Source organism: Gracilibacillus salitolerans, assembly GCF_009650095.1.
GTDB lineage: Bacteria > Bacillota > Bacilli > Bacillales > Amphibacillaceae > Gracilibacillus > Gracilibacillus salitolerans.
The window spans coordinates 3,819,506-3,837,006 of sequence record NZ_CP045915.1; the positions used below are offsets into that span (position 1 = coordinate 3,819,506).

Here is a 17,501-nt window from a genome sequence, read left to right on the forward strand (position 1 = left end):
GGACAGGAATATACCCCACTTCGTAAAAGTGGGACACTGACCCTGTCCTACGTGTCTGATTATTGTTTTTTGCGTTTATAAATGAGGATGCCTATTGCGCTCAGAATGAGAAGGAGCCCGAATAGTAGATAGTTGTAAGTGCTAGTAGCAGTATGTGGTAATACAGATTCCTCTTCATCTCCATTCTTTCCTATTTCGTTTCCTGCCTTTCCAGGGATCTTAGGTGATTGATTTCCGTTTCCTTTTTCTTCATCTTTACCATCATCAGATTGCTCTTCTTCATCCGGCTCTGTTGGATCTTCTTCCTGATCCACTATTCGTACCACAGCAGATGTTAACGGAGCTAGCTCGATACCTTTTCCACTAACAGATACTCCTTCTGGATCCGTAATCGCTGTTGTACCTGCCTCAACTCCATCTACAATCACTTCACCTGCAGAAAGATCGTCATCCAATGTTAAACTTCGTTCTTGGTCATCTGCATTAACAAAAACATAATACGTTTCTTTTCCACTGGAATCCTTCGCACGGTAGCCAATCACCAAGTCTTCCTCCGCAATTTCAGGCACTTCGACCAGTGACACGTTGTCATCCGCTTCTTCCATTGTCGCTTGACGGAATGCATCTGTTGAACGACGCAGTTCGATTAAACCTTGTGTATAAGCAACTGTAGTGGTTTCAATTGGATATGCTTCCTGATTTGTAACCTTTTCCCACTCAAACTTATTAATTGCATCTGTTGAATCATAAGAATCATGAATGAAATATGGGTATTCAAAAGGTTCCCCATTTTCATCTGTTAAGAACGTTGATTTGTTCGGTGCCTCTGCTACTTCCCCTTTATAATCTTCATGTCGGAACTGTTTGGTACGGCCATATTCCTGTCCAGCATGAATAAAAGGTGTGCCCTGTGACGTCAATACCATCAGATTCCCCAGTCGAATACGCTTATGAATCTCTGCAGTATGATCTTTTGGATCCTTTTTGATCGATTGGGCAATGACATCATGTAAGGTTAAATTATCATGTGCTGCAATATATGGCACAACATCCCCTGGGTCATCTGCTGTAAAATTGCCAGGATTCGCTGTCACATTGTTGAAAATCGTCTGAATATTACGTGCCCCACCAGTAATAAAACGTGGTTGCCCTTCATTTCCAAAACCAGATTTCAATTCGTTACGGAATTCATCAGAGAAGGATGCCACACTATTTGTATCCTGCATCCAATCTTGATCAGCCGGTTGGACATCTGGATAATTTTCGTCTCCAGCAAAAGTTCTCCAGCCTTCTCCAATCATAAGGATATTCGGGTTGAGTGCTTTGGCTTCATCATAGGCAATTTGAATACTCTCTGCATCATGATCTCCCATCATATCAAAGCGGAAGCCATCTACTTTAAATTCATCCACCCAATACGCAATGGAATCAACTAATATTCGTCGGGCCATTTTATGTGTTGTACCTAAACGTCCACCACCAAAGCTTTCACGTGGTGTACCATCTTTATCCATAAAATGATAATAATTCGGTTCTAAATCTTCAAAAATATTAACTCGTGCTGAGTGGTTATAGACAACATCTAAGATCACACCCATGCCACGACTATGAATCTCATCAATAAGTAGCTTCAACTCTTCTATTCTCTTTTCGGGATCCGTTGGGTCTTCTGAATACATACCAGATAAAGAGAAATAGCTGTGCGGATCATATCCCCAGTTATAGTTATTATCTTCCGAAGAATAGTCTAATAGACGCTGATTTTTATCTAATTCATTGGAAAAATAATAACTCATCACAGGCAAGAGTTGAATATGAGTCACACCGAGATCCTCGATATAATCCAGTTTTTCGACAAAGGAAGCAAATGTTCCAAACTTAGACTCTAGTTCTTCAACGATACTTGGGTCTGATGTAAAGTCACGGACATGAATTTCATAAATAATCACATCTTCCCTTTTTTCAAATCCTTCAATATCAGCATAGTCCAATTCCGGTCCCATTGCGCCGGGGTCTACAATTGCTGCTTTACCGACACGATTCTCTGGATCACTGCTATCCCAGGCTGCCATTGATTTCGCATATGGATCTAACGCTAACACTGTCTCCCCATCTCGTTCCATCGCAAAATGATAGTAATAACCTATTAAGTTATCTAATTCTGTGTTTTCTTGATGTAAATCTACTTGCCACACACCTTTTTCTCCACGGACCATCTCGATAGCATCTTTCACGACTTGCTTTGGATCATCTTTATCATAAAGGACAACCGATACTTGATCAGCACTTGGTGACCATACTTTCAACGTTGCATTGGATGGATCATGAACCTCTAATCCCAATTCACCCTCATAGCCATACATTTCATCCTTTAAGCGCCAGCCGATCGATGCAGTCACACTTCTGTTTTGATGTGTAATCGTAAAAGGGGCTTTTTTTAGATCAAAATCACCATTTAATGTAACGGTGTTATCATCTTCCAAAATACTGATCGATTCCACCCCTACATCCTGAACCTCTTTATCACGAACTGCTAATTCTTCTGCTAGCGTTTCTTCAGATAATCCTGCCACAGATGTAAAGCTGAGTTCAATTTTCTGATTAGATAATACTTCTGCATTTACTAAACCTTCTGCTTTGACAAAATAAGGATTTGTATAAACCTTATTGTCATCATTTCGCACAAAAATCTGGCTATGATCAGCAAAATCTGCAAACGTAAAATCTCCTGTCTGCCAATCGGTTTCTTTATTTAAGAAAAGGAAACCGATTTGACTCGGCTTTTCCACTAATGGAAGATCTACATAGGACCCTTTCATCCCCATTCGATCATCCGATAATGAATGGGCACCATCTGGCCAATTATCTGTTGGTTGAGCGACGTCCCCCCACGTCCAAAGACCGAGATCATGATAGGAACCTTCTTCCTGATAGAAATTTACACGGATTTCACCTTGATTATCAAGTGGTACATAATAATAAACTTGATAATCTTCCGTAATCCAAACCTGATTCATTTCCGATGAAAGAATATCAACCATAATATCACCAGATAGATTGTCACCATTCGTATGATTAATTAGCATACCTACTTGTTCTGCATTCTCTGTCAGTTCCACATCAACAAAACGTCCATATTCTGTTTGATTTGTTTCTTCAAAAGAGGAAGCTGCGCTAGGCCATACACCAACATCTTCAGATTTTGTTGCTACATCTTCCCAAACCCATAAACCTAATTCGTCAAAACTTTCGTTATTTCCCGGGAAATGGACACGTAAATGTCCTTCAGGTATTTCCCCTGTTTCTGGCTGCTCGCTTGGTTTCTCCCCTGCTTGGCCAGAAAGAATCATGCCATTGTCGACTGTTAACAAAATCGTCCCACCATCAACCATGGCAGGAATATATAACGTAATAACAAATTCACCCGCATCGTTTTCTGTCGCTTGATATGTTTTATCTTGATAATGGTCTGTTATGGTTGTCGATGCTTGCTCTACTTTTAATGTTACGCTTTGGGATTCTTCCGCAACATTTAAGCCAACATAGACATTATCATCTTGATAAGTACGTTTAAATAAAAGGAATTGCTCTTGATCGGAACCCGCTACTTTCTGGCGAGATCCTTTCGCAAAAATGTCAGAATGATCTGCACGGAAAGATACGATCGATTGATAGTGTGCTAACATATTATTTCCGTCCACACTACCCCAATCTAGATTGTATCTATTGTCATACTCCGGCCAATTATTCGCCCCGGATTGACCTAATTCCTCTCCATAATAGATAACTGGTTGTCCTTTTGCCGTCATCTGTAAAGAGGAAGCTACCTTGAACTTCCCAACGTCACCTCCAAGACTGTATAAGAAGCCGTCTTCATCATGACTACCTAGAAATTGACCAAGCATCGCAGTGTTATCCATTGTTTGATTTCTCGCTATAAGTGTTTCGTTGGCACTTTCCAGATTACCGTTCACAAAATTGGCGGCAGTTCCTTTGAATTCAAAATCCAATAGGGAATCCATCATTCCGGAACGAAGGTAACCGTGGTCATCGTTTTTGCCTGCTCCCCACGCTTCCCCAATCAGTTGGAAATCTGGCTTTTCCTTTGTTAATTCATTACGGAAATGCTGCCATGTTGTCCCGTCCACATGTTTTACCGTATCGACACGATAATAGGCTAATGAATTTCCATTTGCTGTCGTAGACTTATTGACCCAATTCTTCTGCCATTCGACAAGCTGTTCACGAATTTCTCGTTCTTCTGTTTTAAAATCCGGCAAACCGGATAATTCCATTTCTTCATCGCCAGAACCTGAACTATCTCGTAACATACCATCAAAACGGGCACGGTCTTCATCAGTTGGATAGCCTGGAGGCGCATTTGGTAACGATTCTTTTAACCCATAACCAGCATGATTTAATACAACATCAGCCATTATCTTCATATCACGCTCAGCAGCTGCATCAATCAGCGCATGAAATTCTTCTAATGTACCAAGACGAGGGTTTAATTCTTCAAAATTTTTCGCCCAGTAACCATGGTAAGCAAAATAGGAACCTTCAGAAGCATTGTAATTCACATCGTATCCAACATTTTCAACGATAGGTGTAATCCAAATCGTGTTCACACCTAACTCCTCTAAGTAATCTAACTTATCCATGACCCCTTTCAAATCGCCACCTTGATAGGTTCCACGATCATTATCATAACTGTCATAATTTAAATCATAAGGATCATTATTTGCTTCTTTACCATCATAGAAACGATCCGTCAACATAAAGTAGATAACTGATTCATCCCAATCGAGATTACTTTCTGTAACATCTCTTGCGTTAACAGTAGCAGTTACCTCTGTCTTATAAGTACCACCATCTTCGTCCACTACAGTTACCGGGATTGTTTTTTCATCCGGTTCGACATCATGCCGAACAGATAATGTGACTTCATTTAATTCTGGTGAAATCGCAAGACGTTCTTCACCACCTAGAGCTGTCGTATCTGCATAAATGGAACGGATTTCTTTTTCCGAGTTATTCGTAATATCTACCGAAAGAACCGCATGTTCATTATAAGTAAAGGCACGATTTACTGAACCTTCTACCTCGATATCATGTTGGCCCTCGTTCTCTTCCGGTTCTTCTTCCACCTCTTCTGTCGAGACATAATAAGGATTGGTAAAATATTCTTCGACACCTTCTTTTAAGAAAATATGACGATGATTGTCCAGATCATCAAAGCTCATATCAGTAGTCTGCTCACCTGAATCATCCCTTTTTACAAGCAGAAAACCAATAGATTCAGAGGCTTCTGTCAGCGGAATATCTACATATGCTCCATACGGCCCCATTTGTTGATCTGAAAAAGGCTGAGCATCGGTCGGCCATGTTTCCGGTGGATCGATTACGTCCCCCCAGGTCCATATTCCCCAAGGTTCATAGGATTCTTCATCTGTGGTAAAATGCACGCGTAAGACATTTTCATCTAACTCGACAGGTTCGTAATAATACACCTGCCCATTCGTTGTAAGCCAAACCTCGTTCATTTGCTCGGATAAAACATCAATCGAAATATCGTCTGTCAGATTTTCACCGGCTCGATTATTAACCACTAGACTAATATTTTCTGCCTCTTCCTTGATCTCGACGTCTACATATGCCCCATAGTCATCTGTTCCACCATCTTCAAACCAAGTCCCACCAGGCCATTCACTCACCTGATCAGAAGGGATTGTTACATCTCCCCATAACCAGACACCAATATCCGCCAGCTCATAGTCAGCATAATCATAATGAATTCGTAAGTGTCCATCTTCTATGGTGTCTGAACCTGATTCTTCTGCTTGGCCAGACTGAATTGGTGTAAATCCAGTAAATAAACTGAGAAACATTACTACCACCATAAAAAGCACGAACGGTTTCCTTGTTCTTTTGTTTACCAACAAATCATTCCTCCCTATTTTGTGCAATACCTATGCAACAATTACGCAAATTTATGAAATCGTTTGCATTATTGTTGTAAAAAATATCGCACCTATTTTTAATAAAGATAGTGCAATCGTTTTCTTGATTTAATATACAATAATTAAAATGAAAACGCAACCATATTTTAAGGAAAACGACGCGACTTGGACATAAATAGCTAAAAAAGTTCCGATCATCGGAACTTTTTGTTGGTATCATGGATAGAATAGGCGATATCATTTTCTTGTCATTTTATTTTAAGTCTAGCGGCAGAATAACTTAATTCATGTTACTTGTTCAGTTCAGTACAATTTCTATTTATCAGTCATTATCAATTAGTTATCAGTCACTTTCGAATATTTATCAGTCATTCACTTCACTAATCTATAAATTCACAAGTAAAATCAAAGCATTTCAAAACGAAAAGTATTATTCCACAATATGGAGCTACATTTAAAGAGACACCCTTATGTCCCAAAGTTCGTCCTAATAACTTAGACTTTCAAGATGATTTTACCGATATTTTTGTTAGCCTCCATATGTTGATGTGCCGCAGCTACTTCAGTTATTGGAAAAGTAATGTCGACTACTGGTTGGATCTTTCCTTGTTCAAAATAATGGATAGCCTTGCTAATAAAATCCTTGCTTAGATCTGCTTTATATTCGTCACTTCTTGGTGTTAGCAATGTCCCTGTTAATTGGATTCTCTTTGCCATTAAGTCCATTAGACGAACCTGATGTACTGTACTACCTCCTAGCACGCCGATCAATACCCATCTGCCATCGAGTGCGATACTCTTATAATTTTGTTCCCAATAGCTTGCTCCTACAAAATCAAGGATTACATCGACCCCCTTTTGGTTAGTCGCTTGTAATACTTCCTCAGCGAAATCCTGTTCCTTGTAATTAATCACTGTATCAGCACCTAATTTGCGACAATAGTCCAATTTCTCTTCAGAACCAGCCGTTATAATTACTTGGGCGTTGGACATCACTTTTGCTAATTGAATGGCAGCAGTTCCTACTCCACTTGCACCTGCATGAATCAGAACCTTTTCTTGCTTTTTCAAATTACCGATCCAATATAAGGTTTGAAATGCCGTTAAAAATACTTCCGGAATCGCAGCAGCTTCTTCAAAACTTAAGGCATCAGGAATCTTCATCGCTCGATCTGCTGGCATAACTACTTTTTCAGCATAAGCACCACCATTCACCAACCCCATTACACGGTCTCCTTTTTCAAAATCCTGGTATCCGTTAGTCTCCACAACGACACCTGCTACCTCCACTCCGATAATTGGGTTGTTTACATAGCCTAATTTGCCTTCTCGATTTAAAATATCCGTGCGATTAACAGCTGTAGCATGCACTTCAATTAATAAATCACCAGCTTCTAATTTTGGTTCAGGCATTTCTGTATAGATTAATTGATCTGCCCCACCAGGTTCTTTCGCTATAATTCCTTTCATTTATATCCTCCTCAACATTTTTGATATCATTATATCATTTAGAAAAACAGGCAAAAAGATTCTTCTAATTCGTAAGTAGATACATACTACGAACTAATGAAAAATCAGAATTGCTCTTTTCCATTCTGATTAAAGGTAAGTGCTATGATACGTTCCGGCAAGATACTTCGCTTTCCACGGGCACGGCCTCAGCCTCCTCAACAAGCAAAGAACGCTTGTCTGCGGGGTCTTCGGACACGTGCTGGTCCCGTAGGAGTCTGCGTATCTTGCCTCCACTGGTAGTGTAGCACTGATTATTTTGAGGATAGAACTCATGAATTATATTCTTAGGATTTTCTGTTACTTTATCAGAACACTATTTTGAGCTGCGGAAAAATGCGACACTCCTGTGGGAAAGGAACAGTCTGAAGACCCCGCAGTGAGCGTTCTTTGCTCGCGAGGAGGCTGAAGCGTTCCCCACGGAAAGGGAGTGTTTTTCCGCAGCGTCGGACTAGCACTCATCTCAAATAGAATGGGAGGAAGGAACACAAAAGTTACTTCGCAGTTTATGTATTATGTGTATAAGTTTAAGCAACTACAATTTGTAGTAATAAAGCGTAGAGCAGCTTACTCTACGCTTTTCTATATGCTCTTCGTTCTGCATAAGGGACACATTTATAACAAACCGGGATTTTTTTATCCTTATCATCATAATAATAACCTGGTTTAACAGGCCTCTTCCCACAAACACCACAATTTTTTCGACGAAATATTCGTGAAAGAAACTTCATATTATCGCTCCTTATCATGCTGTTTCAAGAGATATCGTTACACTTTTATTATACCTCATATATTTCTATCGGTAATCGATCCGGATCTTGAAAAAAGGTAAATCTCTTATTCGTGATTGGATCTATTCTTATTTTTTCTACCAGGATCCCTTTTTCTTCGAGATTTGCTGCGGTCTGTTCAACATCCTCCACTGAAAAGGCGAGATGTCTTAATCCGCATGCCTCCGGATAACTAGGACGCTATGGTGGATCCGGAAAGGAAAAGAGCTCTAAGACATACCGATCATGTAAAGCCAAATCCAATTTATAAGAATTCCGTTCTTCACGATATACCTCTTTCATTACGGACAGTCCTAACTTATTAACATAGAAATCTTTCGACACCTGATAATCAGAACAGATTACTGCAATATGATGAACACCTGCAAACATCCCTACACTCTCCCTTATTAAATGAGTCATCCACCCTTATTTTACACAAAAAGCCCCTCAGAAGAACAGAGATAGCATCCCATCTGGTAAAAAAAGGATGGAATTATAAGCAAACGAACACTATATTCTTTTTTAAAGAACACATATGACTTTTTTTCTTTAAAAAGAATGTATTTGCTATTTTTGAATGGTAGAGTTATCGTTTATACTTTATTTAGTTCTTTTTAAAGAATGTAAGTATCTTGTTACTTATAGTTCGTTCTATATATAACACAATATATGGATGTGATAACAATGAAGCAAGTCATTATTTATATCTTCTTTCTTGTCAACCTCGACTGGAGCACACAAGCATTTGACGAAGACAACATTCAACTATTCAAAGATCTAGGTTTTAACATGGCAGTCACTGTCACCCCAGAAACCGTTCGACCGGGTATAGACATCTACCAAATCCCAAGAATAGAAATCTCCCCAAATGAAAAGATGCAAGTCTTCAACGAAAAAATCGGATTGTCAGAGAATTGAGGGGTGCGGTCCCCCCCCCCTATCTCTTACTCTCGCCATAATTGTTCGAGGATGATAACAAGTGCAGTGCCTACCAGGAGACCGTTGCTCATAATGTTTTGGATAATTAGTGGCAGTTCGGAGAACACTTCTGATGGAAGAAACATTGTCCCCATCCCGATCAGATAAGCAATTCCCAAGATAGTCATTCGTCTGTTGTCCAATGGCTGGATCGTGACATTTCGAATCGCCAGACCAACAAGTTGCACAAAGGATGCCATTAATGCCGCATTTGCAATTGGTGCCGGAATTGCCGAGATAAATGAAACAATGGGCGGGAAAAAGCCGACTACCATTAACAAAAAGGATGCATAGATAAATGGCGACTTTCGCTTTTGACCGGTAAGTCCGATAAATCCTGCAGAAGTGGACAATGGTACATTTGCAATGGAAGAAAAGACCCCTGCTAAACCATGATTAATGCCAAAAACCGATGTCCCGTGATTAATTTCTTTATGTCGTTCCTTCCCTTCATGTCCTAGAACTTGATCAACCGCGACTACAGATGCGATCAAATTCGAAATTAATATCACTGCGGTCAACAATGCAATCGGAATCACACTGACATTAAAGCTTGGCATACCAAAAGCAAACACTTCCGGTAGTGCAAACACCTTCACATCATCGACAACAGGCGCTTCCCCTTCGACCAAAATAAAAATAAGCCAACCAATCAAAATGCCAATGAACATCGAATAACTTCTCATCCATCCCCTGCCAAAAAATGATAAACCCAATACCACTAAAAATATAAAAGATGCAATCAATGCTTCCTTGACTTGAATATTGCTTGATTCACCTTGGAGGCCGAGCATTCCTTTCAAAAAAGTGCCGCTCAACTGTACGGTCAACAGAAAGAAGAAAGTTCCTGTCACGAGTGGTGTAAATATTGGTAATATAAATTGTGAAATTTTAAAGATACCGAAAATAAATAAAAAGACACCCGTACATATCATCGTTGTTTGCAATAACTGCAGTGTTTCATCAAGTGATGTACCATTTTGTAAGCCTGTAGCGGCCATCACCGAAAAAATACTGATCCAAATCCCGGCAGGGCCTTCCATAATAGGCATTCTGTGTCCAATGATACTTTGCAGAAAAGAAGCCAGCCCTACTACAAAAAAAGTCCGCTGCATTAACCCTGCTATTTCAGCAAAGCTCATATCAAAAATACCGCCTATTACAATCGGTAAAGCAACAGAACTGGCCAGCAGAAATATAAACCACTGGATGGTTTCCATCGACGTTTTAACTATCTTTTGTGTATCCAATATGAACGCTCCTACTCTATCCATTTTCACTTAACGTATCATATCACGCTATGGGATAATTAACAAAAATACCCGATACCACCAAAAGTTGCTGATATCGAGTATTTATCTAATTAAAATCGAGATGTAATCATTTTTTGCTTCGTATAAAATGCGACACCATCTTTGCCGTTCACATGGAGGTCACCATAAAATGATTGCTTATTCCCGGAAAAAGGGAAAAATGCCATTGGAGCAGGAACACCTATATTAACACCGAGCATACCTGCATCAATTGTCTCGCGAAATTCGCGAATACTGCGAGCATCATTAGTAAACAAACAGGCTCCATTAGCAAAAGGAGACTCATTTGAAATGGCAATGGCTTCTGTTACATCTTTAGCTCGGACAATGGACAACACCGGGGCAAAGATCTCATCTTCCCATATCGTCATTGCTGTGTCAACATGATCGAAGACGGTTGGACCTATAAAATAGCCACGCCTTTGCTCACGCTCTCGTCCATCTAATAACAGTTCCGCACCTTCTTGAACCCCTTTCTCTATATAACGGACAGTTCGCTCTTTCTGCTGTTCTCGAATAACGGGTCCTAAGAAAACCTGTTCATCCAAACCATTTCCAATTGTCACATGACGAGAAGCTGCGACTAATTTTTCGGCTAACAGATCAGCAATCTCATCCACTGCGACAACGACCGAGCATGCCATACAACGCTCTCCCGCCGAACCAAATGCTGCATTTTTAATTTGTTCCACCGCAGCATCTAAATCAGCATCTGCCAATACAATCGAATGATTTTTGGCCCCTGCTAATGCTTGTACTCTTTTTCCAAATTTCGCTGCAGTTTGATAGATATATTCAGCAACTGGTTGAGAACCAACGAAGGAGATCGCATCGACCTCTTCATGTTCCAGCAATCCGTTTACCACATCCTCTGATCCATGTACGATATTAAACACACCAGCAGGAAGCCCCGATTCTTGTAATAATTCTGCAAGTCTCACTGCCAATAATGGCGTTTTTTCGGAAGGCTTTAATACAAAGGTATTACCACAAGCTATCGCAAGTGGGAACATCCAGCATGGCACCATCATTGGAAAGTTGAAAGGGGTAATTCCACCAACAACACCAACAGGATATCGGAATAGTTCTGAATCAAGATCTGTTGCAATCGTTGATAAGGTTTCCCCTTTCAACAAGCTCGGAGCACCCGTTGCGAATTCAACACATTCGATACCCCGTAACACTTCACCGCGTGCTTCCTTCAGATTTTTTCCGTTTTCCTCTGTAACAATTTGCGCCAACTCCTCTTGATGCTCGACGAGTAGTTGCTGATAACGAAATAAAATACGAGCTCGTTTCGGAACAGGGGTACGTCTCCAAGAACTGAATGTTTTACGTGCCACTGACACAGCTTGATCCACATCCAATTTAGTTGAAATCGGAACTTGTGCTAAAATCTCTTTTGTTGCCGGGTTCGGTACCTCTTGAAAATGATCAGAGGAGCCCGATACCCATTTTCCATTAATAAAGTTTTTTAACTTCTGTACCACTACTCACTCATCCAATCCGGGCGATGGAACCCTTGAAACTGTTCTTCAATCACTTCTTTAAAATGGTCGGACTCAACCGCTTCTTTAATATCTGCTACATATTGTTCTTCGATATTTTCCGTTTTGACAACGACACGATTAATGATATTTTCCGGTAATTCATCGCGTGCAAGGGCTGTCGTTAAATCAATCCCTGCAGAGATAGCAAAGTTCCCGTTAATCGCTGCTACATCAACAGAATCTAATGTTCTCGGTAATTGTGCTGCTTCTACCGGCTCAAATTGTAAATTCAATGGATTACTTGTAATATCTTTTTCAGATGCTTTTAATGGATCCGCATCATCAGAAAACTCAATTAGACCATTGTCTCGTAAAACAGTTAGCCCTCGCGCTAAATTAGTTGGGTCATTAGCAACTGCTACTGTACTTCCTTCTTCAATATCCTCTAATGAATCATAACTATTGGAATAAATCCCGATTGGTGCGGTTGGCACCGTAATCACACTCGATAATTCCATATTATTCTCTTCCGCAAATGCCTCCATGTAGACGAGATGCTGAAATAGATTCGCGTCCAGAGAACCATTATCCAAGGCTTGATTTGGTTGTACGTAATCATTAAACTCTTCAATTGTCACGGTATAACCTTTTTCTTCTAAATACGGTTTAATTCCCTCTTCTAACATATCACTGTATGGAATGGTTCCACCTAAAACTAATTCCTTTTTCTCTCCTGATGCATTTCCACCATCTGATCCACATGCTGCTAAGAAACTAATAACTACTAATAATAAGATTAATTTTTTCATTCTATCATTCTCCCTATCTTTTATTGACAGCTTTCGCTAAAAAGTCACCAAAATATTGAATAAACTGCACTAATACAATTAACAAAATGACCGTGGTAAACATTACGGTATCATCATAGCGGTAATAACCATATCGAATCGCCAAGTCTCCGATACCGCCACCACCAATTGTTCCTGCCATCGCTGAATAACCAATTAAACTAATTGCCGTAATCGTTAACCCACTAATAAAACCAGGCTTTGCTTCTGGGAAAATAATGCTTCTGATAATCATCCAAGGGGAAGCACCTACTGCTACCGCTGCCTCAATGACACCTCTATCAATCTCTCGTGCAGCCGACTCTACAATTCTCGCGTAGAAAGGTATCGCCGCTACCGATAAGGAAACGGAGGCTGCCAGCGGGCCAATCGTTTTGCCTACAATCCAATCCGTAAAAGGTAATAAGAAAACTAATAGGATGATAAATGGAATCGATCGAATTAAATTAATGATGACACCGACTATTCCTTTCACCCATTTATTCTCCAAAAACAACCCTTTATCTGTAATATATAAAACTATGCCCAACGGTAAGCCAATCACTATCGCAATCAATAGAGCAATGCCAACCATAAGCAATGTTTGAAAAAAGGCTACATTTAATTCCGGAATCAGCTCGATAATGCTATCCATTTTTGATCACCTCTACTTTGCTGACTCGTTTCTTCAGGTAATCAATGGCATCTTGTGTTACCTTTTCATCACCTTTAATTTCCATTACAAAGATCCCAAGTGGTTCATCACGAATATATTCGACCTTCCCATGCAAAATATTACCTCTCACTTCAAAGTTCTGCAGCATATCAGATACAATCGCATCGGCTGCCAAATCGCCCCAAAAGTGCAGTCTTATTAATTTTCCATCTATACTATCGAGTAATTGTTCAGGAAGCTGAAAATCTAGTACGGTTTCGATGAATTTTCGGGTTAAGGCTTCCTTCGGGTTAGAAAAAATATCATATGTTGCTCCTTGCTCAATCACCCGCCCATCCTGCATCACTGCACAACGGTGACAAATTTCCTTAACCACTTCCATTTCATGGGTAATAATCACAATCGTCAAACCTAATTCATGATTGATTTTCTTTAATAAAGCTAAAATAGATTTGGTTGTGTTTGGATCAAGAGCTGAGGTTGCTTCATCACATAACAACACTTTCGGGTTATTCGCCAAAGCGCGTGCGATACTGACACGTTGTTTTTGTCCCCCACTTAATTGTGCTGGATACTGTCCGGCGCGATCAGACAACCCGACCAGTTCTAACAAGCGTGTTACTCTCGGTTTAATCTTATGATTTGGAACACCTGCTGCTTTTAACGCAAAAGCAACATTTTCATAAACCGTTTTAGATGACACAAGGTAAAACCCTTGAAATATCATGCCAATTGATTGCCTCGCGCTTCGTAATTCCGATCCAGATAATGTCATTAAGTCCAGACCATTAACGAATACCTTGCCTGATGTTGGGCGCTCTAATATATTCATACAACGAAGCAGCGTACTTTTGCCGGCTCCACTATAGCCGACAATACCGTATATTTCACCTTGCTCAATCGTAAGCGAGACATTGTCGACACCAATGATTTTCCTCTTTTTGCTCTTAAACTCCTTCGTCACTTGATCTAAGACAATCAATTACAATCACTTCCTTCTGAATTTACTTCCAGGATGATCTTCTGGTAATGTCGCATTACCTTGAGGAAATAATTTTTCTCGTAATGTTCCTTCCCGATAATCCTTCTTATATAGGCCTCTTTCCTGAAGCTCCGGGATGACCAGGTCAACAAATGCCTCTAAGTCCCCTGGTGTAACTAAATGAGTTAAATTAAATCCATCAACGCCTGATTCCTCAAACTGAAACTGAATCTCATCTGCTACTTCTTTCGGGTTACCAATGATATAACTATTGCGGTCAATCGACTCGAATCGATCTAATACCTCTCCAACGGTCAATTGTTTCGGTGCATCTTTCGTTAGCGTAGCAGCTTTATAATGACCACCTTCTGTTTTTTTCTTGTAACTAAAAGGCTGATCTGGATCTACGTCCTCATATTCAGCAATATCATAACCGCTTGCGCCATATTGTGCCTTGGCGGCATCTGCACTCCACTCTTGGTTATACGCCTCGAATTTCGCTTCCGCTTCTTCCGTTGTTTCCGCTACAATCACATTTAAAAAGGAAATGATTTTGACATGTTCAGGATTACGGCCATGTTTTTTGGCTCTTTCGCGAATATCATCGGCATAATAGCGAATCCTTTCCGGTGTTGGACCTCCAACAAAAATACATTCCGCATGCTTAGCAGCAAATTCGCGTCCTTTATCTGATGTACCTGCTTGATAAATAACAGGTGTCCGTTGTAGAGATGGTTCACTTAAATGAGGACCTTCTACTTTGAAATAATGCCCTTGATGATTAATTTCGTGAACTTTCTCCGGGTCAACCAATAATTTCTTCTCGACATCCTCAGTAACCGCATCTTCTTCCCAGCTTTGTTCCCATAATTTGTAGGATACATCCAAATATTCATCAGCAATATCGTAACGTTCATCATGCTTGATCATGTCTTCCAAACCGAAATTCCGAGCTGCATTTGGTAAATAAGAAGTAACAACATTCCAAGCAACTCTGCCTTTGGTTAGATGGTCCAATGTAGAAAAACGTCTCGCATTACCAAAAGGTGCTTCATATGTTGTACTTACCGTCACAGCAAACGATAGATGTTCTGTCACACTTGCCATCGCAGAAACTAGTAAGGCAGGATCATTTAGTGGTACTTGCAAACCATCTCTTATCGATGGTGCTTTGTTTTTTTGGTAGACATCATATATCCCTAATACATCTGCGAAAAATATGGCATCAAATTTGCCACGCTCTAATAATTTTGCTAGTTCGATCCAGTAATTGAGATCCTTATACTTACGGTGCCTTTGGTTTTCGGGATGCTTCCATAAACCATGCGAATTATGCATGGCACTATTCATATCAAATGCGTTTAGAATGATTTGTTTTCCCATGTTATTTCCCCCTTGAAAAACTTTCTTTAATAATTAAAAAAAGCCTCTTCTAAGAAAAGAAGAGGCTTTTAACTTAACAGTCCTATTCTTTTCTTATCTTTCAAGCATCAAGCTTGCTGGAATTGGCACAGTACTTTGACTCAAGTCTGTTGCCGAGGCTTCAAAGGGCCAGTCCCTCCACCTCTCGCGATAAGAAAACGAGTTTGCTATAAAATTATAGTTAACAATGTAACGTTATTGTCGACATTTGTCAATCACATTTTTACTTTTTTGTTAAAAAGTCCTAACTTTTATCCAATACACTTTTTGCCAAATTATAGACAATAGCATCATCTGTCGGCGGATTATGTAATCCGGCACGGACATCACGATAATGGCGTTGCAACGGATTTTTAGCCGACAAGCTCCTTGCTCCCACAATTCTCATCGCCAAGTCCACGACGCTGTTCGCACTATTAGTGGCAATATGTTTAGCTGCTTGTAAAGACGGTCCAAGCTCGGCTCGGTTATCTGGTCGTTCCACCCATTGTTTCGCAACTGCATATAACACTTCCCGTGCTTTAAACAATTCTAATTCGATTTCCCCTATTTTTCTACGAACTTCCGGTACTTCCTTAATCGGACCAGGCAACGTATTGGGCTGGAAAGTGGAGGCGAAATGGATCGCATAATCCCTTGCAGCTGCAGCTACTCCTAAATACACAGCAGGAATTTGTAAATACCACCCTTTAGGAAAAGGCTTCTTCGGATCCTCTTGAAATAATAGGTCATCCTCTGCTATCCATACATTGTCTAAAATTAAATCATCACTTTTCGTCGCCTTCATGGAAATACTGTCCCACGTTTCCTCTACTCGAACATTAGGTGAGTCGTGGTCAATTAGTACATAGCCTTTTTTGCCAGTTCGATTAACATCAACTGTGACAATCGAATAATCAAGGGCGACAGCCATAGAAGTAAATGACTTGGCTCCATTAATTCGCCACCCATCCTTTTCTTTTTCAGCAACCGTAGTCGGAATACCGCCACGGGACGGGCTGCCTGTAGCTCTTTCAGTTTGTGCTAAATTTAATAATGCCTGTTCCTCGACTACTAACCGGCACACTTTAGCAAAGCTTGCTTCACTCCAATTACGATCCTCTGCTTGTTCTAATAACACCCCTAATTGCCAGCCAAGTGATAATGCGGTAGGTGCATCTCCTTTTGCCAGAGTCTCCTGAATTTGCAAAAATTGATATAGATTTAGACCTTTTCCACCATACTCTTTTGGAATGGTTAAGGATAGAAAGCCACTTTCTTTCAAATCCTCAAAGTTGGCATACGGAAATTCCGCTTCTGCATCTACTATCTCCGCTCTTTCAGCGAAAACTTCAGCTAATCTTTCCGCCTCTTGTTGATAGTTTGTTTCGGTTATCTGTGTCACTTGATTCCCCCCAATAAAAAATCCTGCTTTTCGATGAGAAAAACAGGATAACCCGTAAATGTAGTCTCATCTATCAGACATATAACGTCTGCTGGAAATAGCACCATACTTTTATTAAAACAAGTGGTTGCTGCAGGATCGACGGACCAGTTTCCTCCCCTGACTCTTGATAAGCATTGAAAATATG

10 protein-coding genes, 1 pseudogene and 2 riboswitches are annotated in these 17,501 nt (G+C 40.2%); of the genes and pseudogenes, 1 reads left to right on the forward strand and 10 read right to left on the reverse strand.

What is annotated here, in order from left to right; all coding sequences use genetic code 11:
• Positions 1-59: 59 nt before the first annotated feature.
• The 3 genes and pseudogenes from GI584_RS18295 to gloA2 form a co-directional block, all read right to left on the reverse strand.
• Positions 60-5,939: a pullulanase gene (locus GI584_RS18295; protein ID WP_228552271.1), complete on the reverse strand. Its 5,880-nt coding sequence runs from the start codon at positions 5,937-5,939 to the stop codon at positions 60-62.
• A gap of 516 nt (positions 5,940-6,455) precedes the next feature.
• Positions 6,456-7,430, reverse strand: coding sequence for an NAD(P)H-quinone oxidoreductase (locus GI584_RS18300; RefSeq protein ID WP_153792120.1), 975 nt, complete (start codon positions 7,428-7,430; stop codon positions 6,456-6,458).
• A gap of 818 nt (positions 7,431-8,248) precedes the next feature.
• A pseudogene (gene gloA2, locus GI584_RS18305) lies at positions 8,249-8,632 on the reverse strand (SMU1112c/YaeR family gloxylase I-like metalloprotein).
• A gap of 294 nt (positions 8,633-8,926) precedes the next feature.
• Between gloA2 and GI584_RS18310 the strand changes: the two are divergent.
• Positions 8,927-9,160, forward strand: a complete 234-nt coding sequence (locus GI584_RS18310) for a polysaccharide deacetylase family protein (protein ID WP_194842037.1) — start codon at positions 8,927-8,929, stop codon at positions 9,158-9,160.
• Positions 9,161-9,186: 26 nt separating this feature from the next.
• Here GI584_RS18310 and GI584_RS18315 read toward each other — a convergent pair whose 3' ends face one another.
• From GI584_RS18315 to GI584_RS18345, 7 genes are all read right to left on the reverse strand, one after another.
• A complete protein-coding gene (locus GI584_RS18315; protein ID WP_153792121.1) occupies positions 9,187-10,470 on the reverse strand; it encodes a purine/pyrimidine permease in 1,284 nt (427 codons plus the stop codon).
• Positions 10,471-10,583: 113 nt separating this feature from the next.
• A complete protein-coding gene (locus GI584_RS18320; RefSeq protein WP_153792122.1) occupies positions 10,584-12,023 on the reverse strand; it encodes a CoA-acylating methylmalonate-semialdehyde dehydrogenase in 1,440 nt (479 codons plus the stop codon).
• Positions 12,023-12,832 carry a MetQ/NlpA family ABC transporter substrate-binding protein gene (locus tag GI584_RS18325; RefSeq protein ID WP_100359343.1) on the reverse strand — a complete coding sequence of 270 codons (810 nt, stop codon included), beginning with the start codon at positions 12,830-12,832 and terminating at the stop codon, positions 12,023-12,025. Before GI584_RS18325 ends, GI584_RS18320 begins: the two co-directional genes overlap by 1 nt.
• 13 nt (positions 12,833-12,845) lie before the next feature.
• A complete protein-coding gene (locus tag GI584_RS18330) occupies positions 12,846-13,505 on the reverse strand; it encodes a methionine ABC transporter permease (RefSeq protein WP_153792123.1) in 660 nt (219 codons plus the stop codon).
• Entirely contained in the window at positions 13,498-14,508 is a 1,011-nt protein-coding gene (locus tag GI584_RS18335) for a methionine ABC transporter ATP-binding protein (protein ID WP_100359341.1), read from the reverse strand. Before GI584_RS18335 ends, GI584_RS18330 begins: the two co-directional genes overlap by 8 nt.
• Positions 14,509-14,514: 6 nt before the next feature.
• Complete coding sequence (locus tag GI584_RS18340) at positions 14,515-15,891, reverse strand: LLM class flavin-dependent oxidoreductase (protein ID WP_153792124.1); 1,377 nt, start codon at positions 15,889-15,891, stop codon at positions 14,515-14,517.
• 90 nt (positions 15,892-15,981) lie between these two features.
• Positions 15,982-16,087: riboswitch (SAM riboswitch) on the reverse strand.
• An 87-nt stretch (positions 16,088-16,174) separates the two neighbouring features.
• A complete protein-coding gene (locus tag GI584_RS18345; RefSeq protein WP_100359339.1) occupies positions 16,175-17,314 on the reverse strand; it encodes an acyl-CoA dehydrogenase family protein in 1,140 nt (379 codons plus the stop codon).
• Positions 17,315-17,377: 63 nt separating this feature from the next.
• Positions 17,378-17,490: riboswitch (SAM riboswitch) on the reverse strand.
• Between the last annotated feature and the right edge of the window lie 11 nt (positions 17,491-17,501).

Excerpts from the sequence above, each read along its gene's own strand:
- GI584_RS18300 (WP_153792120.1), bottom strand. The coding sequence starts at position 7,430 with ATGAAAGGAATTATAGCGAAAGAACCTGGTGGGGCAGATCAATTAATC.
- GI584_RS18310 (WP_194842037.1), top strand. The coding sequence starts at position 8,927 with ATGAAGCAAGTCATTATTTATATCTTCTTTCTTGTCAACCTCGACTGG.
- GI584_RS18325 (WP_100359343.1), bottom strand. The coding sequence starts at position 12,832 with ATGAAAAAATTAATCTTATTATTAGTAGTTATTAGTTTCTTAGCAGCA.
- GI584_RS18330 (WP_153792123.1), bottom strand. The coding sequence starts at position 13,505 with ATGGATAGCATTATCGAGCTGATTCCGGAATTAAATGTAGCCTTTTTT.
- GI584_RS18340 (WP_153792124.1), bottom strand. The coding sequence starts at position 15,891 with ATGGGAAAACAAATCATTCTAAACGCATTTGATATGAATAGTGCCATG.